A 19,349-nucleotide genomic window follows, 5' to 3' on the forward strand; every position below is an offset into this window, starting at 1 on the left:
AAGATCTTAGCGGCAATTCAACAATCCCGGCAATCGAGGCGATGGCGTCCTGGGCCTAAAAGTGAAGAACGATCAATAGCGGCATAGGATTTAAACTAGGCCTCCGCATAGGCTCAACAAGCGTGAAGAATCTGCTAACGAAATGCCGAACGGGTGCAATAATTGACGCAGGCATCTGTGTGCTCGTCACAGTCTATCTAATAAGTGAAAGTTTTCACAAAGTCAGGTTTTGCTTGCGTAACATGCGTGAATTCAAGGGAAAACGGGGGATGCATAGCGCTACTCTGGAAATGAAAGCAACGATTAACAGCTGCTTTCATGCAAGCATCAGCCCAAGAAATCGCAAAGGTGCCACACCCGTGTCTGACAACAAGCCAATCGTACTTCTGGCCGAACAACTCTCCCCAGCAACCGTTGCTGCCCTCGGCCCCGACTTTGAAATTCGTCAGACCGACGGAGCGGACCGCTCCCAGCTGCTCGAAGCCATTGCCGACGTAGACGCAATTCTCGTGCGCTCCGCCACTCAGGTAGATGCTGAGGCAATCGCCGCCGCAAAGAACCTGAAGGTCATCGCCCGCGCCGGCGTGGGCCTGGACAACGTTGACATCAAGGCTGCCACCCAGGCTGGCGTCATGGTAGTCAACGCACCAACCTCCAACGTCATCTCCGCCGCCGAACTGACCGTTGGCCACATCGTGTCCCTGGCACGCCGCATTCCAGCAGCCAATGCATCGCTGAAGAGCGGCGCATGGAAGCGAAGGTCCTTCACTGGCGTTGAACTCTACGAGAAGAAGGCCGGCATCATCGGCCTGGGCCGCATCGGCGCACTCGTCGCAGCACGCCTGCAGGGCTTCGGCATGGAGATTGTCGCCTATGACCCATACGTCACCCCGGCACGTGCCGCGCAGCTGGGTGTCACGCTGCTGACCTTGGACGAGCTGCTGGCTGAAGCCGACTTCATCACCATCCACATGCCGAAGACCCCGGAAACCGTGGGAATGCTGGGCAAGGACGCCTTCACCAAGATGAAGAAGTCCGCCTATGTGGTCAACGTGGCACGTGGCGGCCTGGTGGACGAAGATGCGCTGTACGAAGCATTGAAGAATGAAGAGATTGCCGGCGCCGGCATTGACGTCTTCGTAAAGGAACCAAGCACCGATCTTCCATTCTTCGAATTCGACAATGTCACGGTGACCCCGCACCTTGGTGCATCGACCGACGAAGCGCAGGAGAAGGCAGGCGTTTCGGTTGCCAAGTCGGTCCGCCTGGCACTTGCCGGTGAACTGGTTCCAGATGCCGTGAACGTTGCAGGCGGAGTCATCGACGAGAACGTGCGCCCAGGCATCCCGCTGATTGAGAAGCTGGGCCGTATTTTCAACGCGTTGGCTTCCGGTTCGCTGACCAGCATTGATGTTGAGGTTGCTGGTGAAATCGCTGCACTCGATGTCAAGGCCCTGGAGCTTTCGGCCCTCAAGGGTGTCTTCATGGATGTCGTTTCTGACCAGGTCTCCTACGTTAACGCACCAGTCCTGGCGGAGCAGCGTGGCGTAGCTACCCGACTGATTACTACCCCAGACTCGCCTGAGTACCGCAACCAGCTGACCATCAAGGGATCTACGAATGAAGGGAACCAGCTTGCTGTTGCTGGCACGCTGACCGGTCCTAAGCAGATTGAAAAGCTGGTGGGCATCAACGGCCACGAGATCGAGATCCCGATTTCCGATCACATGATCGTAGTACGCTACGCGGATCGTCCTGGTGTCGTTGGCTCACTGGGCAACGTCCTGGGGGAGCAGAGCGTTAACATCGCCGGCATGCAGGTGTCGCGCGATGAAAAGAAGGCTGAAGCTTTGGCTGTTATCAATATTGATTCCGCGTTACCTCAGGGTGTGCTGGACGTGGTTGGCGCTGCGATCGGTGCAAGTGTGGCCCGCGAGATCAACCTCGCTGACTAGTCAAGTAGTGTCGCGGCCTGTACTCGGTAAACAAATTGCGAATCTACAGGCCGCGACGCAAGATCCACCATTAGCGATATGCTGCCATTGGGATTCGAACCGTTTTGGCGGTTAGAACGATTCGACTACTCGGACCTTTAAATGTAACATCCTATAGAGCTTTAATCCATGCTACCGAGTAATTCTCGTTACGTCTGGAAATATTCACGATAAAGTTTTATGTTGAGAAATAGAGGAAATGACAGCTATAAAAGAGAAGACATACTTTGGGCGAAAATATAAGATCAGTTATAAGTTCAGGCCATCACGTATCGATAAGCGCAAGCTATTAGTTGTCTTTTCTGGTGGCTTTGGGACTAAAAAGTATTACGATTTTGACGGTCCTTCTAGTGAATCTGTTAAATGCAATATTCTGTGGATTCGGGATATGTTTGATGGAAACTTTACTTATTACATCCGAGACAATTCGGGATTTGCAGTCGAGAATGACGTGCAGGACTTAATTTCATATTTTATTCGACACTTGGGTATCACAAAAAGGGACGTTATTCTCGCAGGATTCTCCAAGGGGGCAAGCGCAGCACTTTATCATGGAACAAAGCATGATTATAGAAACATTATTGCAACTGTTCCCAGAATCAAACTCGGTAGTGCCAATGTGAAACGACCCGAAATTTTTCGTGGACTCAGTGACGACGATTCTGCGCAAGCTATTTCGCATCTTGATTCCCTTATTCCAAATGCTATATCTCGTGACCAGATTCTCGACAAAAATATTTATCTTTATTCGTCACCACAGGATCCTCTTTTTGAAGGAGAGCTCAAGGAGCACCTGAATCTTTTTCGTAAGTACGAGAACTTCAACTTTGTACTGACAGAAAGTGACCTGGTCCGGAGGCACCGGGATGTAACTAGATACAACCTCCCAAATATTATCGCGATTATGAATCTTCTGATCGACGATATTATTCCAAAGTTTGGAATTACAAAGAATGGAAATAGGGACTATAGTGGCATCACTATGGATCCAGCGTCGCTTGGTGAGCACCTTCTCAAAACGGAGACCGTTAAGATTAAGGACGAAATGCTTCACCTGAGTGGCTATGCCTTTTTCCGGGGAGTTCAGCCGCGAGATGAAGTACTTAGAAATAATTTAGTGCTCCGCAATGAATCGGATGAAACATTCATTTATGGATTAGCGCATAAGACGGATCCGTATCTCTCTTATATACATTATCAGAGTAAATATATTGATTACGATCGTGGAGCTTTTACTACCCGAAAGAATTTAGGAATCAGTCTTTCTGATTTGCCGACTGGTCATTACAGGCTTGAAATCAATAGCTCCCAATTAAAGTATGAGAGCAATAAGAATATTGAAATGTCCAAGTTGAAAATTTCCTGGTCTGCGTCTGAAGAGTACTTGAATTGTTTGTATTTAGACGGAACGCAAGTCAAACTTCGAAGAGTTCTTATCAATGCAACTTCAGAGAATGACGCTCATCACCTTACAATTGCTACATCACGACTAGATAATGGTGTGTTAAACATACGTGGCCAGCTTGCATTTTGTGAAGCTGCATCGGGAGAACCTGGGAATTATTACCGTTATCGTATGGTTCTTTCGAATACCCAAAATGGCAGGTCAATCCTAGTTCCATTGAAGCGTCTGCCAGAAAACTTAACAGTTAATGAGATGGGCCAAGAAGTTATCTACCCCAATGCCTCATTCAGCATCAGCCGAATGGTTAAGGATTTCATAGTAGACAATGGAACTTACTCGATCAGCATAGGCCTTTTGGCCCAGAATAACTATCACGTGGCGCCAACTGATCTGCGTCTCGTCGTTCACGAGAATACTATTGACCTACTCAAGTTTCCAAGTAGACGAAAACGATAATCATGGAGTATTTAAAGCAATTAATTCCCTTAAAGATTAAGCGGAAACTTAAATTTCATTTAAATGAATTCTCGTACCGGGTGCAAACCAAATCCTTTAAATCTGTCATAATTAACCGCGGAATAATTAAGAATGGGCTGACAGTGTTGCGCTCAGGCCATAGGTCGCAGCTCTTCGCAGTAGAGGATTCTTTTAGTCTAAATGAAATTAGAGTGAGGAGCCATGAGAAGATTCAAGAAATAATTAAGAATACAGACTTAATTTCTTGGAATCTTCCTTCGCGAATGTCTGGCCCAAATATTATCAGTATTTTGGCGGCTGATCGTGATTCTTTATGGTCGATCTTGTCATCGCATGATCAACTAAATCACTGGTACGCAGCTGGAGTTGACAACCAAGGCCGAATGATGAGTGGTGCAAAATTGGTCGCAGACTTCCAGCTTACGTCAGATATGCATGCCGTCCGCCTATTCGAGCGTGTGGCTTTTCAAGGTAACCTTAGCTTCCGAGCTGGTGCATTACAAGGCGTCGAGATCAGATTTTGGGAGGAGGCTTACGATCCGCAAACTGAGAAGATGATATTGAGGTGCCCAGTCTGGCATGAATACGTTGCAGAGCTTCCAAGTTTCAATAATAGTCCGATTCAATTCATGAATGAAGTTTCGAAGTTATCTCGCGAGAATGTCAGTCAATTTCGAGGAAAGATTGATATAGTCTATACTTGGGTAGATGGTAGCGACCCAAGTTGGATTCGTCGAAAGACCAAAGTTGAAAATGAGACTTCCACTTCTCAACAATCTAACGAAGCTAACAATAGTGCACGTTTCAAAGACAACGATGAATTGCGATTTAGCCTTCGGTCGATTTATCAATATGCCCCATGGGTAAATAGTATTTTCATAGTTACGGACAGGCAACGACCTGATTGGCTTGTGACTGATGAAAGGGTCAAAATAGTCGATCACCAGGAAATTTGGCCTGATAAGTCAGGTCTGCCGACTTTTAACTCCCATGCTATCGAATCTTGCATTCACCGTATTCCTGGTTTGTCGGAGTATTTTCTTTACTTCAATGACGATGTAATGCTCACAAGGTCTATTGATCCGGAGCTGTTTTTCTATCCAAGCGGGATTAGCAAGGTTTTTTGGTCTAAGGCAAAAATTGATTCTCAATTGGCTAATCCTTTAGATAACGCTTCCACAATCGCAGCTAAGAACGCAAGGGAGGCCATTACTGCGCGAGGTCATCTCAGTTTTTCCAGGAAGTTTTATCATACTCCGGCAGCATTGCGTAAAAGCGTATGTGAAGAAATTGAAACTGAGTTTTCCACCTTATCGACTCAGACTAGACATGCTCAGTTCAGATCCGTGAATGATGTCGCATTGGCAGGTTCTTTTTACTTCAATTATGGATTAAGCACTGGAAATTGTGTCCCCGGGTCGATTAGATATGATTATATCGATCCGTCGACTGAAAACGGCCGACTACGCATGCAACGTTTATTGAGTCGTCGGAATCTTGACTGCATTGTGATAAACGATGGTGCGTCCATTGAACTGGACTACGACGAAGAAAGCTCGTCTGCGTTCATTAAAACTAATCTTCAATATTTGCTACCGATTCCTAGTCCTTGGGAGAGAGAAAGATAATGGTTGATTCTCGTTGCAACGAAATTTACCAAATTATTAATCGTCGTTCCGGCGTCTGCCGAGGTATATGCCCGATGGGTATATAGCAAAGGTATTTGGTAGCAATTGTGTGCGCATTGGACTTGTCGGCGGAAGTTTAAAACTCAACATTTTCTGAACCCGAAAAATGAACATTTAAGAGCAGTCTAAACCCGTTGTTGCTCCGCCGCTACCGACGGCAATGTCTCAAACGACTGCTCCTTCAACCGGTACGAACTACCTTTCAAAGCGATGACTTCCGCATGGTGAACAATCCGGTCGATCATCGTTGCAGCCACCACCTGATCCCCAAACACGGTGCCCCTTCCCGAGAACGGCAAATCACTGGTCAGGATCAACGAACATTGCTTATAGCGAGACGAGACCAACTGGAAGACCAAGTTCGCCGCTTCCTGCTCGAAGTGAATATTTGACTCTTTGAGAGCCACCAATATTGCCGTTCAGAGCCACCAGCTGTAAACATCGTTATTCCCGTTCAGAGCCACCGGATATTCTCCTTCAGAGCCACCCTGTATAAACTCCTCCCACCACGCAACCGACTGTGTGGTGGAAGGAGCCATTTTCAATGGCACGAAAGATCAAAGCGAAGCGAATCCTGCAGCTTCGCGCCGAGGGATTGTCAGGACGCGTCATCGCGTCCACCCAAGGCATCTCCCGCAATAGCGTCGCCGAAGTCCTCAACGCCGCCGACGCGACCTCCCGCAGCTGGGACGAACTCAAGGACCTCACCGAGGATAACGTCTACGAACTGCTGTTCCCCGGGCGCAGCGAGCACGAGAGCGTCTTCAGCCAACCAGACTGGTCCACCGTTCATAAGGAACTGGCCAAGGTCGGCACCAACCTGAAGCTATTGCACGGCGAATACGCCGACGGGGCCAAGGCCGCTGGCTCAGCATTCATGGGCTACGACCGGTTCTGCAAGTCCTACCAACGCTACGTGCTCGAGCACGGAGCCACCTCAAGAGTCCAGCACAAAGCCGGCGTCAGCGTCGAAGTGGACTGGTCAGGACCCACCATGGCCCTGCACCACCCTGTCACTGGCTGCCGAATAGGGCGATAAGGTACTCCTATTCCGGCGAGTAGGTACCGCCATTTCTGGCAACCGGGTACCGCTATTCCGGCTTGTTGGTACCGCCTTCAAAAGATAAACATCGTTCTAGGCCCCGATCGCCAGGACCCAGAACGATATCATTAAGCCGTCAGGCTCCGAGAATCCTCAAGGATCTAGGACTATTCAGGCCTTCGAAACCTACTCCCAGAAGTCCTTGGATATTCGGGCCTGATCACCAAGCTGCTTACGCATGTCCAACGCACCAAGCGGCAACCACCTCGTATTCGTCGCCAACCGATTAACAATCGGATCCCCAGCGATCCTGTCAGGAATCACCGTGACCCAATACTCCGGATCCGTCTGCGAAACAATAATCGTCGGCAACGTGTACTCACGATCCGAAAGAACCGCGAACAGCTCACTGGCCCCTTGCTGATCGATGCCAACGGTGAGGAAATCATCGATGATCAATACATCCACGGTACGCAACTCGACCAGCAACCGCTGATACTCGCGGTTGTCTTCCCTCGCTAACCTGAAGTCCCTGATCAAGTCACCCATACGACGGTAAAACACCGTGTGCTCGGTATGGCAGGCGGCAACGCCTATGGCGCAGGCCAAATAGGTCTTGCCGCCACCAGTGGGTGAAATAATGAGCAGATTCTTCGGATCCGCACGCCACTCATGCGTCAAGTATCTGCGCATCCTTGCCTCATCAATCTTCCGCCCGGGAAGATAATGGATCTGCGCTATTGACGCTGTAGGCAACTGGAACCCAGCCTGGGAAATCAATTTATCAATCCGCCGCCCACGGCGGGTATCAACGGCGTGGTCAACAGCCTGCATGAACACCTCTTCCGGCGTCAGCCGTTCATTGGCCTGTTCACCGGTCAGCTCGAAGAACTTTTCGGCGAACGCCGTCAATCGCAAGTTCTTGATCTTCGTCTGGTCTGCGTCGCTGAGCATTACTGGCCACCACCCATCGAATAATGGCCGGGAGCTCTGACGAACTGCTGCGTCCGCGCCGATTCCGCGGAGAGGTCCTTGACCGTTTCAGGAACCGGAACTGCAGTCCGCGCGGGGCTCTTTTCCTCTTGAGCCATCGCCGCGATGATCCGCTTCAATCCGCTGTAGGAAGACTAGCCTCCTCGATCCAGCAAATACTTGCATGCCGGCTCCAGCAGGCTGCGGTGCTTGGCGCCCAGCCCCTTGACGATGTTCCGGCATTCAACAAACGCCTGCGCTTCAACCGCTGCCCGGTCCAACACTGCAACGATCACTTCAACGGTGGCCGGGCCAAAGGACTGGGCATGGGCGATGAACCAGTCCCGGCTCCAAAGCCCGGAAACGTCCTTATGCTGGGCAGGGATATGGACCTGCAGCGTCGAATGCTGACCACGCCGACCTTCCAGCCACGCATGCTCAGCAACCACCGCCGAACCGTCGATCACCTTCACCCTTGTTTGCGTCAGCCTGACGCTCAACGTCCGGCCAACCAGCTGGTACGGAACAGAGTAATACTGATAATCACAGTTCACGTGATAATTCGGCCCCACCTTCAGCTGCTTGTATTCCACCTGTTCGAACCGGTGGGACGGCAACGGCTTGAGCAGCTCCGCCTCGGAACTGGCGAACAGTTCAGCCCGGCTCACCCCATTGGTGCGGTGCACCTTGGAATTCACATGCTCCAGCCTCTGGCTCACCGCTTCGTTGAGCTCCTCGAAACTCTCGAAGTCTGCCTCTGCCAAATACCCCAGAATCATCGTCTCAACGACCTGGACCATCCGCTCAACATGCGCCTTGTCGCGCGGCTTGCCCGGCCTGGCAGGAACAATCGCTGTTCCATAGTGATCGGCCAAGGCCGCGTAGGACTTCGTGACCACTACTTCCCTCGCTTCGCCTTGAGCGCTGTTTTTCCGGTTCTGCCGGTAATGCGTCGCGGTCTTCGCATTGTCCGGAACAATCATCTGAGGCACCCCGCCGAAGAACTCCAACGCGTCAACATGCGCCCTGTTCCATGCATCCTGCCTCATGTTCGGATACGCCTTGGCGAAGACCATGGAGGAATACGGTAGCGAGGCGACGCAGAAATACGCTTTGAACTGCTCACCGGTTACTGCATCAACCACCGCCAGCGTGGGGCCAGCCCAGTCAACGAACATGGCCTTGCCTGGTTCATGCTGCAGCGTGGCCACCAGATCATGGGTGCGCATATGCTGCTGGAACTTGGAGCAGAACCGTGAATAACTGTATTTCTTCTGCCCGTCATCGAGGTCGGTGTATTTCATCCAGGCTTGCTGCAACGTGAAGAACCGGTTGCGTTGCAGCTTCTCGGCTACGAGCTCGAAGTCCGGCTCGGAGTAGATGGCGCTGATGACTTTGCGTTTGTCGGGGAAGATTTCGGCCAGTCTCGCGTGCGAGATCTGGCCGATGTTCGCAGCGGTGATCTGGTGAGTGTCGATGGCTTTCTTAGCCGTGGAGATATCTCTTCTCGAACAGTTCAGGGATGCGGTGATTTCCGCATAGGTGTAACTGTTCAGGAGCATCTGGATGATGCGTAGGTAATCCATTTTTCGCGGATTCTCCTTGGGTCAAGGATATTCTCTGGAACCATGGGTGGTTCACGTGGGGGAATATCCGTGCCTAGAAAATCAGTGGAAGATGGCCATCAGTACCGTTTTGGCAGAACGGGGGTACCCGGTTGGAAGAACAGAAGTACCTTCAAACGCTATTCCGCAGTAGCGCATGTGTATCGAAAGTGAAGCATGCAAGCGCGATTCGGATAGCATCTGGAAATCTTCACCCCGAGGGGCCCAATAGCTGCACGGGGCACCGAAGATCCAATACACCTGATAACCGACCAGCGCTGATGACACCTCCTCGGGGCGCCCCAGTCCTCTCGAGTCATTCCGGGTATCTCGGCATGGAAGCGTCTGAGCGAGGTTTCGCCTGTCGACCCAATCGCTTTGGGCTTGACCGGCTGAGACCTGATCATCTCATGCCCTCGTTACGATGCTAGGCGTTACCCACCAGGAGCCGAGACATTGCCGCAACTTGCCCATGGTGGCAGCCATGAGCCCGGTTCGGAGGACTTTGCTCGCGCATCGTGTCCAATGGACTTCTCGTGCTTCGGGCCGGCTCTGCTCGGGTCGCATTGATGCGCTACCCGATCGTTACATCGGTGCTATCCGATGCGCGCACAGGTGCTTCCAAATACGTCTGCTGTACAGTTCTCGGCTACGAGGTCCACAGACTCGGCCGCAGTGCTCTGACCGGTGCTTTCGTGAAGGTGTATCCAGGTCCGCAGCGTATCGGTTTTGACGTCGAACTGCGCGGCGATTCTGGTAATGGCTCCGTAGGAGGTATCCGGGTTGCTTTGGGCCAGCAAGACGAGCTCTACTGCGCGTTTCTTGACGTCGTCGGTGTATTTCTTGGGAATGCTTCCATTCTCCTTGAATGGGTTTACATACCTCTACTAAACCCGGGGCAATTCATGACCTACTGGCGTGCGGTCTCCGATTCTTTCAACAGCAAGACCATTTCGGTGGGTGGCTGCCGGCCGGTGCGTCAGTGGGTGTCGCCCTTCGTCGTTCCCAAGAACGGGGAAACCCACCAGTGCATGGCTTAGGCCGTGCGTTGGTGGGTTTCCAGGTTGTTATGAAAAAATTGGGCTAAGGTAAATGAGTGTATTTACCAACGCTTTTCATCTTTCGACCTCATCGGGAACTTCACATCGAAGAAACTTTGCACGATCGCGTCCGCATCTTCGGAAGTCAGTTCCGGCTCATTTGACTCTCCAAGTGCTAAGACGTCAAATCGTTCTTCTAATGCCAATTCGCGAAATCTTTGTCTGGAAGTGGAGGAGCCTATAGCGCAATACGTGTACCGAATGCTGCCTGGCAAATATTTCCCGGTAAAGTACCCATAATACTGAGCGAATGACGAAAGCAAGGAGATGTCGGTAGACGCTCTAAATCGATTGCTTCTAACCGTCGCGAATATGTCCGAGAATTTTTGTTCAACTTCGCAGAGGACAGACTTTCGATGCGCATGCGGAGTATGAAGCATCGACTGAGTGATGTTCCTGCCAAACAATGAAGCTAAAATCCTTCTATTGTTGATGGCTGCCCACATATGCGGCTCAGTTTTATCTTCTAAGTCGGCAATTTTAACCGGTGATTGAAAGAACTTAGCTATTCCATTTGAGTGGAAGAAAGTCTCCGGATCTTGATATCGCATGAACATAACATCATCATTAAGATATAAGAAGTGCTCGGACAGCCCCGGAATTCGGTGTAGTACCGACTCGATGGCATGGGAATTAAACGTTGGAGTAGACTCAGAATCAGGAAATAATTCTCTGTGGTCAATTACTTCAATATCTGAATTATCAATTAACCAACTTGGCCTCTGAGCATCTGTGACAATGTAGATCTTGTTCACCCACGGAGCAAAAGTTCTCACGCTCCGAATCGAATACTTCAATTCATCGCGATTCCTGAAACGCACCTCGCTCGTTGCCAAAGGGTGCAGCCTTTCTTCAGCGGGGAGATGTTGATTCTTTCTTTCTTTCCATTCGGGGTCAGTGTCATCAACCCATGTGTAAACGACATCAATGGGGAAGTCGATACGGCTCCATAACATAGGGGACTTATTTGCCCCGTCGATTTTGAATTGGTCGCCAAGTATTTGATCCACTAATCGATTATGACGAGGAGCGCGATAGACTTTCGCGTCAATGTCGTACTCCCAAACTTCAATATCGGTAGACGCTACTGCACCTACGACTTTTGTGTTCAGCGAATCAGTGTAGTGGTTGAATACCCTAAATACATTGCCATCGGCAATTTGATAAGGGGCGGCGGATCGGCTTGGATACCAGTCAAGGTGGGTAAGCCGCGCGTTACCTTTCTCGCAACGAACGGCAATGTTCGGTGATGTGATTTCAGAAAAAGCTTCTAATAGTACGCTTTTATCTTCTTCGCGGATAGCAAGTGAATTCCGAAAGTAACCATAAGGCTCCAAGGCGAAGAACTCTAGATCTTTGGATTCCAGCAGTGCCCTCACAAACTGATAATTTTCAGTTTTTGCTAATTCGATATCAATCGATTCAACTTGGTAAAATTGAGCCTCTACCGGCGGATCGGAAGCAATGGAATCTTCAATCAGATCGGTCGGGTTATTGTCGATCGATTCTGATTCACTGTTCACTTCAGTTTCTAGCTCGCCGATAGAGAGAGAGGAGCTAGAAATGTCAGTTAGGAGGTCATTCCATAAGGTCGATATAGAAATCGGAAGGAACGGCACTGTCGATTCTTGAGCGTTATTACCTAGCTCTGATCTGAGGGAATCACTTCGCATCAACTCTGCTAATGCGGCGGAAAGCCCAGTGATGGAGTTGAGTTCGACTAGACGGCCGTTGACCCCATCATTTATAAGATTTCGAGGACCAGTTGGGCAATCATAGGCTACAGTTGGAACGCCGGAAGCAGCAGCTTCGAGAATTACTAGTGATTGTCCCTCACTTCTAGAAGCCATTGCATGAATACTAGCTTTCGCCCATTCAATATTTAGCGTCTCGACAGCTGGGAGTATCTGAATACGTGACGATAAATTACCTCTTGAAATGAGATTCCGAAGCTTAGTTCCGTCGGGACCTGAACCAAATATTCGTAAAGTCCAGTCCGGAAATTCGTCAGAAATTTGAGAGAACGCTCCAATTAGATGATCAAATTGTTTAGCTGCAGATAGACGACCGGCGGCTACGATAATTTTTGAATCAAGGAGGGATTTAGGTGCGAAGTCATTTGAAATTGAATTGGATATGACTCTAAAAATAATATTCTTGGAATCAAATCTCGACCGCACCCAATTGTTGTTTTCTTCATTCAAAGAGACTACTGCGGCAAGGGAATCTTGAGCCAACAGTAAGGGTGTGATTCCAACCCCGCGTTCGGATGTCGCACGGTGCTCTTGGGCGACAATCTTTACCGTGCTGTTAACAAATAGTGAAGCTAAGTAGGCAAGTGCCGGTGTTGTTGTCATGACCACAGCATTCGAAAGAGAAGATAAGTACTTTCGAATCGAATAGTCAGAGAGGGCATTGAATTGATTATCCCAAGCCGCGTCAATAAGGTTTGATGGTAGGTTTGCAAGCTCAACCGACCGGCCGAGTGTAAGCTCGTAGGCAAGGTCCGATTTATCGTCCTGATTGATTAAATATCGGATGCGAGTGCTTTGTGGAAAACGCTGCATTGCGCTTCCGTCCTGCCGGTAGATGCTGACAACCTCGATTTCATGAACTGAATCGTCAAGGTTTTCGATCTGAGCCTGTATTGCCCTTTCTGTCCCGGCATTGGCATCGGCCGTAGTCAAAAGATAGATTATTCTCATGCTCTTGCCTGCTTTGCTACTACTTTCAATGATAGGTACCCATCTGTCGTCCAGTATGGTCTTAAGGAAACGACAGAACTGCTTGTTGTGTATCTCATGGCCGAATAGGAATATAAGTCACGTGGTGAGCCGATTTCAGGGTTTTCGTGGCGCAGTCGCTTCCCTGTCTCTTTGTCCATAATGTTGAACAACATGGACTCGTCAAAAGCGGTGAAGTTAGCAAGCCAGGTTTTGCTAATTTCGATTTTTCCCGAAGAGTCGGAACTAATGGTTGAAGAGCTAGGCTTCCGAGAACGAGGAATTAGCTCAATGGTGCATTGAGAATGAGAAGATTGTTCGATGACAATGGAGTCATTGAATACCGAAACTTTCGAAACTGTCGGTATATCCTGCGACAACTTTCTTAGGGAAATCCGATCATGAGACAGTACTAGCTCACGTGGTTCACCAGCGATTGTCGCGGAGGTAATTCGCGTTCTTCTCGGGCGAAAATTCAAGTCGAGATGCACCTGATATGCGAGTAATTGACCATTATTATCCCGAATTTTTAAGTCGGAATCGATTTTGCTCTTACCGATGTGCGCCTGGAAGTGCCGCCCTTTGATGGAGCGCGGAAGTTCGTCGAAGAAGATATGTCTTTTGAAACTCTTTGCCTTTTCGAACATGGCTGACAATTCCTGCTCGCTTTGGATGAGTAGATCCACGGTAGTCGCTCCCACAGCATAGTCTAATATGACTACAGGCTCGATGACCGGTTCTGGTGTCAGGCTCGTCATAAGAAATCCTAGGTTCTCCATCGGGTAGCTCAGATCGTCTGGAAGCGGGTGTTATTTGTCATTGCAGACGATCTATACTATCGCAAGAGTAGCTATTAAATGAGTATTTCATTAGAGGATTCCCTCTCATCGGTCCCAATCGGAAATTTTCAAGTGAAGTGAGACCAACGGGTGCTAAATAGCGATCATTTATTCCCCTTCCTCCAGCTTCATTGGCTTGTTGATCCACGCCGCAACAGGCAACAGTAATTTCTTCGGCAACCTGCGCTGCCCGAACCGTTCGGGATGTGTGTCCCACGCTTTCTGCAACGCGGCCAGCCGTTGGTCCTCAACGTGCCCGGTCATCCCGAAATGCACATCCGCCGGGGTATGGAATCCGATCCCCGAATGCCGGTGATGCCCGTTGTACGCCTGGACAACCCTGTTCATGAAATCTCGGGCATCAGCCAGCGAACCGAACTGCTCAGGGAACACCGGAAGATACTTCAAGGTCTTGAACCAAGCCTCTGAGTAGGGATTATCACTGCTGACCTTCGGCCGCGAATGCGAACGCAGCACATCCAGGTCCGCCAGCAATGAGGCGACCGGCTTCGAAGTCATCGAGGACCCGCGGTCGGCGTGCACCACCTTTGGTACCTGGTCGTTGGCGAATACCTCGGCGATAAACTCACGCGCCAATTCCCCGGATTCGCGAGCGTGGACCTGGCAGCCGACAACATAGCGCGAATAGAAGTCGATCGTCACGTACGCGTCTAAGTAGGTGCCGTTGGCCGGCCCAGCGAATTTCGTAATGTCCCACGTGAATACCTCCCCAGGCTGGTACGCCACCAGCTCCGGGATTTTCCGGACCGGATGCCGGGCCTGCCGGTGGCGTTCGGCCACTTGCTTCTCACGGTGCAGCATCCGGTACATGGTGGAGACCGAGCACAAATACGTGCCTTCAGACAAGAGGACCGCGTAGATCTGCTCGGGTGCCTGATCGCTGAACCGCTCGCTGTTCAGAGTCTTTAGGACCGTAGCTTCTTCCTCGGTGGTGATCTTGTTCGCCGGCGCCGGGCGGGGAGCCGAGGGCGCTGGTTGCGGGGCTATCGCGGATTGCTGACGGCGGTGCATCGTGGCCCTACTAACCGCGGCCAGGGTGCTGGCCTGCCGGGTGGCACCCCGCCGTCGACCAGTTGCTGGTAGGTGCCGGCGAGCAGGCCGCGGACGTCTACTTGGAATCCGCGCTCTTCGAGATTTGTTCCAAGAGCGCGTGCGCTTTTCCCATGATGTCCAAGGCGGTCTGCGTGGTGGCGAGCTTCTGCTCGCTGGCCGCGAGCTGCTTTTTCAGTCGGGCGATTTCCGCTTGTTCCTTGGTCAGCTTGTTGCCGTTCTTGGTGCCGGTGCTGCTGGTGCTGGCGGGGTTGTTCCCGTCGAGAATTCCCGCGACGCGTAGTCTGCGCCGCTCGACGATCTGGGAGGAATGCAGTCCGTTGGCGCGGAGGTAGCCGCGGCCCTCGCCGCTTTGGATCGCGTGTTCGTAGCCTTGCAGGTAAGCGAGTTTCTGGGCCGGGGCGATGGTACGGCGTCGTGGCTGGTCCGGTCGGGGTTGGGTGGAATCCATGGTCCCATTCTCCGTCACGGTGCTGGTGGATGGGTGGATGGAGGCGATGCTCATGGTGGAGGTTAGTCCTGTTCTCGCCCTGTCTGGAGAGGGTAACTTGCTATGAATCGGTGGTCTCACTCAACCCTGTCAGACAGGGGTCGAGCAAGCTGCCGAATACTGAGAGCAAACTAATTGGACACTTCAACTCTTTCGGCAGCACGAAAGATTGCCTATGAAAGCCGCAAACTTTAGGTTCCCCTAAAAGGGAAAGGTGTGGAACCTCAGTGGTTATTTCTGGTTCAGTCAAATATCGGATAATTGTTTCACTGAGCGCAGTACCGTGGGCAAGTCATTTGAACAGTGACTTGATGGTCCTTCAGGATAATTGAATAAGATTGGTCTTTTCAAGGCCATGTGCGAACTCCAACATGCACCTTTGTGGTTCAGTCAAACTCTATAAATGGCAAAGTCGAGGAAGAAAATGGGGAAATTCAAATTTGCTCGAATAGATAGTTCTGTGAACCATCATAAATGTCCTGAGTTAATCGCCACGCACTTGCAACCAACAATCGAAGTATCTTGCGACTCGAATTGAATCGTCCCGGGTTTTATGCCGCTTTCTATTGAGAGAATGGACAGCATGCCCAAGCAGTACACCCCCGAAGTCAAAGCCCGCGCAGTGGACTACATCATGGAACGACTTGACCGCTATAAATCGGTCTACGCAGCCTGCAATGACATGGCTCCAAAGCTGAACGTCGGTAAAGAAACCCTGCGCCGCTGGGCGCTCCAAGCCCAGGTTGATTCTGGTGAACGAACTGGAGCGACCAGCGAAGAACTCGCCGAGATCAAAGCGTTGAAAGCCAAGGTCCGGGACCTTGAAGAAGCCAACGACATCTTGAAGGCATCAGCGATTTTCTTTAGCTAAGGGAGCTGGACCCTCGCCGGCACTAATCACCGAGTTCATCGACCAGCAACGGGAACACTGCTACGCAGTCTTGTCCGTTCTGTGAGGCCCTGAATACTCAGGGCCTGAAGCTTTCTGCCCGCACGTATCGCAGTTGGGAAGCAGCTGAACCAGCACCACGGGTCGTCACGGATGCACTCATTTTGAACGTTCTTCATCACCTGCAGAAACCTGATGAAAAGACGGGGAGGCCGAAGCCCGAGGTTCTTTATGTGCGGAGGAAAATGCTGGTCTGGTTGCAGCGCAACGGCTTCCCTGACATCTCAAAACACACCGTGGATCGGCTGATGCGTGTGGCTGGGATGAATGGTCTGGTGCGGGGCCGGAGAACGACTACAACGATCCGCGCTAAAAATAAGATCCGGGCGAAAGATCTATTGAATCGGAACTTCTATACTGATGCACCTAACAAGGTGTGGGTCACTGATTTCACTTATGTTCCGATTCGGGGCGGGTTCGCCTATGTGTCCTTCGTGATCGATTTGTTCTCACGCCGGATCTTGTCCTGGGCTTCGTCGACCTCGCATGACACCGAGTTTGTGCAGCAGGCTCTCCAACTGGCGCTATGGCAACGCCGGATTGAGCAAAAAGCGCATGTGAGACCGGCCTTTGGTACCATTCACCATTCAGATGCGGGCAGTGAAGGCGGATTCAATTGGTCGTCGCAACACCCTGACCCTGGAGGTGTTCAAGGATGGCGACGAAGGACTGGTGGGCGAAAACGAGCGACGCACCTGAGAGAGTGCGTCGGCAGTGGCGCGCCGATCGCGCATTGCGCCCTCCGATGCGGTCTCCCGGCAGACCGGAACCGTCACGGGCTGTGCAACGCGAGTTCTGGCGTCTGATCGCAACCGGTATCACTTCGGCCGAGGCTGCGCTGCAAGTGGGCGTGTCCGTGCCGGTCGGCACAAGATGGTTTCGGCATGCTGGGGGCATGACCCCAATCAGTTTGTCGGAGACCACCGGACGGTATCTGTCGTTTGAAGAACGTGAAGAGATCGGCCTTCTGCGCGCCAAGAACACCGGGGTGCGTGAGATTGCCCGCCAACTGGGTCGCGACCCGAGCACGATTTCACGTGAGTTACGACGCAACGCAGCCACCCGGGGCAGGAAACTAGAATATCGACCGCTGGTTGCGCAATGGAAAGCGCAACAGGCAGCAAAGCGTCCCAAAGCCTCGAAGCTCGTGCAGAACGATGCCTTGCGGGAATATGTGCAAGAACGCCTCTCCGGGGAGATTCGGTTCCCTGACGGTGTAGCGGTTGCGGGCCCGAGAGCCGCAGCGTGGAAAGGGCTGAATAAGCCGCATCGGCAGGATCGGAAATGGTTTCTCGGGTGGAGCCCTGAGCAGATCTCGCAGCGTCTGAAACTCGACTTCCCGGATGATAGTTCTATGCGTATCAGCCACGAAGCTATATATCAGTCGCTCTACGTTCAGGGGCGTGGCGCGCTCAAACGTGAACTCGTGCAAGCATTACGGACGGGGCGGCCGTTGCGGAAGCCTCGCGCGAGGTCGCAGAATAAGCCGCAGGGCCACGTCACCGCTGACGTGGTGATTTCTGAGCGCCCGGCCGAGGCTGCTGATCGTGCGGTGCCCGGGCACTGGGAAGGGGACCTAATTATTGGCGCGAATCGGTCCGCGATCGGCACGTTGGTAGAACGTAGCAGCCGTTCCATACTGCTGGTCCACCTCCCCAGGCTGGAAGGGTATGGGGAGCAGCCAGTCGTGAAGAACGGGCCGGCGCTTGGCGGGTATGGTGCCGCGGCGATGGTCGAAGCGCTCAAGATATCGATGAGCGAGTTGCCGCAGCAGTTACGTAAGACATTGACCTGGGATCGGGGGAAAGAGCTTTCCGATCATGCGAAGTTCACACTTGAAACTGGTACAAAGGTGTTCTTCGCGGATCCGCATTCCCCTTGGCAACGGCCAACAAATGAGAATACGAACGGGCTGTTACGTCAGTACTTTCCGAAGGGTACGGACGTTTCGAGGTGGAACGCGGAAGAACTGGCCGCGGTGGCATGCGAGTTGAACAATCGGCCGAGGAAAGTGCTCGGCTGGAGGACACCGGCCGAGGTGTTTGCGGAGCAGTTAGAGTTAGTTCAAACGTCGGTGTTGCATCGACCGGTTGAACTCACGGAATGTACCTCTCAGAGGTACACTCAGACGCTGGCGATGGAGGGACTGGTGCCGTCGATCGGAACGCTTGGGGACGCGTTCGACAACGCGGCCGCCGAGACGGTGATGGGGTTGTTCAAGAACGAGGCGGTTGCTACGGATTCACCGTTCCGCACTGGAGCCTTGGCTACCAAGGCGGACGTGGATGACGTGGTCGTGGAATGGGTGCACTGGTATAACAACGACCGCTTGCACTCGACCCTCGGATATCGGGCTCCGGTTGAATTTGAAGAACTCTATTATGATGAAATGAGTGGCTCGTTACCCGATGAAGCCGCCAGTAATCTGGCGGCGTAATTTCCGGGACGGTTCAAACAGCAAGTCAGGAAACCCATCGCCACGTCAAACGCATTCGATTGCGTCAAGCTTACCGAAGTCACGAGTGGCGATATCAAATGAAATAGGGACTGGTGCCGTCGATCGGAACGCTTGGGGACGCGTTCGACAACGCGGCCGCCGAGACGGTGATGGGGTTGTTCAAGAACGAGGCGGTTGCTACGGATTCACCGTTCCGCACTGGAGCCTTGGCTACCAAGGCGGACGTGGATGACGTGGTCGTGGAATGGGTGCACTGGTATAACAACGACCGCTTGCACTCGACCCTCGGATATCGGGCTCCGGTTGAATTTGAAGAACTCTATTATGATGAAATGAGTGGCTCGTTACCCGATGAAGCCGCCAGTAATCTGGCGGCGTAATTTCCGGGACGGTTCAAACAGCAAGTCAGGAAACCCATCGCCACGTCAAACGCATTCGATTGCGTCAAGCTTACCGAAGTCACGAGTGGCGATATCAAATGAAATCATGCTTCCGGGGACACTTAAGAGTCGATTCCCTGACCCTAGTACGTGAATA

General features: G+C 51.7%; 10 protein-coding genes and 6 pseudogenes. 10 read left to right on the top strand and 6 right to left on the bottom strand.

What is annotated here, in order from left to right; all coding sequences use genetic code 11:
• The first annotated feature begins 359 nt into the window (after positions 1-359).
• From serA to JOE62_RS08330, 3 genes are all read left to right on the top strand, one after another.
• Positions 360-1,955, top strand: coding sequence for a phosphoglycerate dehydrogenase (gene serA, locus JOE62_RS08320; protein WP_204721803.1), 1,596 nt, complete (start codon positions 360-362; stop codon positions 1,953-1,955).
• Positions 1,956-2,193: 238 nt separating this feature from the next.
• Complete coding sequence (locus JOE62_RS08325) at positions 2,194-3,855, top strand: hypothetical protein (RefSeq protein ID WP_204721805.1); 1,662 nt, start codon at positions 2,194-2,196, stop codon at positions 3,853-3,855.
• Between the two features lie 2 nt (positions 3,856-3,857).
• Complete coding sequence (locus JOE62_RS08330; protein ID WP_204721807.1) at positions 3,858-5,504, top strand: stealth family protein; 1,647 nt, start codon at positions 3,858-3,860, stop codon at positions 5,502-5,504.
• A 185-nt stretch (positions 5,505-5,689) separates the two neighbouring features.
• Here JOE62_RS08330 and JOE62_RS08335 read toward each other — a convergent pair.
• A pseudogene (locus tag JOE62_RS08335) lies at positions 5,690-5,947 on the bottom strand (ATP-binding protein); the annotation flags it as partial.
• A gap of 161 nt (positions 5,948-6,108) precedes the next feature.
• Here JOE62_RS08335 and JOE62_RS08340 point away from each other — a divergent pair.
• Positions 6,109-6,591: pseudogene (locus JOE62_RS08340) on the top strand (IS21 family transposase); the annotation flags it as partial.
• A gap of 201 nt (positions 6,592-6,792) precedes the next feature.
• On the opposite strand, the gene JOE62_RS08345 reads toward JOE62_RS08340, so the two are convergent.
• On the bottom strand, positions 6,793-7,560 hold the full coding sequence (locus JOE62_RS08345) for an ATP-binding protein (protein WP_204721809.1): 768 nt from the start codon (positions 7,558-7,560) through the stop codon (positions 6,793-6,795).
• A gap of 173 nt (positions 7,561-7,733) precedes the next feature.
• Positions 7,734-9,164 (bottom strand): IS21 family transposase, encoded by a 1,431-nt coding sequence (gene istA, locus JOE62_RS08350; RefSeq protein ID WP_204721811.1) that lies wholly within the window; start codon positions 9,162-9,164, stop codon positions 7,734-7,736.
• A 587-nt stretch (positions 9,165-9,751) separates the two neighbouring features.
• Between istA and JOE62_RS16255 the strand changes: the two genes are divergently transcribed.
• Complete coding sequence (locus JOE62_RS16255; RefSeq protein WP_239543278.1) at positions 9,752-10,222, top strand: hypothetical protein; 471 nt, start codon at positions 9,752-9,754, stop codon at positions 10,220-10,222.
• Positions 10,223-10,284: 62 nt separating this feature from the next.
• On the opposite strand, the gene JOE62_RS08360 is transcribed toward JOE62_RS16255, so the two are convergent.
• From JOE62_RS08360 to JOE62_RS08370, 3 genes and pseudogenes are all read right to left on the bottom strand, one after another.
• Positions 10,285-12,969 (bottom strand): stealth family protein, encoded by a 2,685-nt coding sequence (locus tag JOE62_RS08360; protein WP_204721813.1) that lies wholly within the window; start codon positions 12,967-12,969, stop codon positions 10,285-10,287.
• A gap of 14 nt (positions 12,970-12,983) precedes the next feature.
• Complete coding sequence (locus tag JOE62_RS08365; protein WP_204721815.1) at positions 12,984-13,763, bottom strand: hypothetical protein; 780 nt, start codon at positions 13,761-13,763, stop codon at positions 12,984-12,986.
• A gap of 189 nt (positions 13,764-13,952) precedes the next feature.
• Positions 13,953-15,420, bottom strand: a pseudogene (locus JOE62_RS08370) (transposase).
• A gap of 568 nt (positions 15,421-15,988) precedes the next feature.
• Between JOE62_RS08370 and JOE62_RS08375 the strand changes: the two are divergent.
• The 5 genes and pseudogenes from JOE62_RS08375 (at position 15,989) to JOE62_RS08395 (ending at position 19,192) form a co-directional block, all read left to right on the top strand.
• Entirely contained in the window at positions 15,989-16,276 is a 288-nt protein-coding gene (locus tag JOE62_RS08375) for a transposase (protein ID WP_204721817.1), read from the top strand.
• Between the two features lie 341 nt (positions 16,277-16,617).
• Positions 16,618-16,899, top strand: a pseudogene (locus JOE62_RS16765) (DDE-type integrase/transposase/recombinase); the annotation flags it as partial.
• Between the two features lie 110 nt (positions 16,900-17,009).
• Positions 17,010-18,448: pseudogene (locus JOE62_RS08385) on the top strand (IS30 family transposase).
• Positions 18,449-18,521: 73 nt separating this feature from the next.
• A pseudogene (locus tag JOE62_RS08390) lies at positions 18,522-18,791 on the top strand (integrase core domain-containing protein); the annotation flags it as partial.
• Positions 18,792-18,904: 113 nt separating this feature from the next.
• Positions 18,905-19,192: an integrase core domain-containing protein gene (locus tag JOE62_RS08395; protein WP_204721822.1), complete on the top strand. Its 288-nt coding sequence runs from the start codon at positions 18,905-18,907 to the stop codon at positions 19,190-19,192.
• Positions 19,193-19,349 lie beyond the last annotated feature (157 nt).

The organism is Glutamicibacter nicotianae (assembly GCF_016907615.1).
GTDB classification, from domain to species: domain Bacteria; phylum Actinomycetota; class Actinomycetes; order Actinomycetales; family Micrococcaceae; genus Glutamicibacter; species Glutamicibacter nicotianae.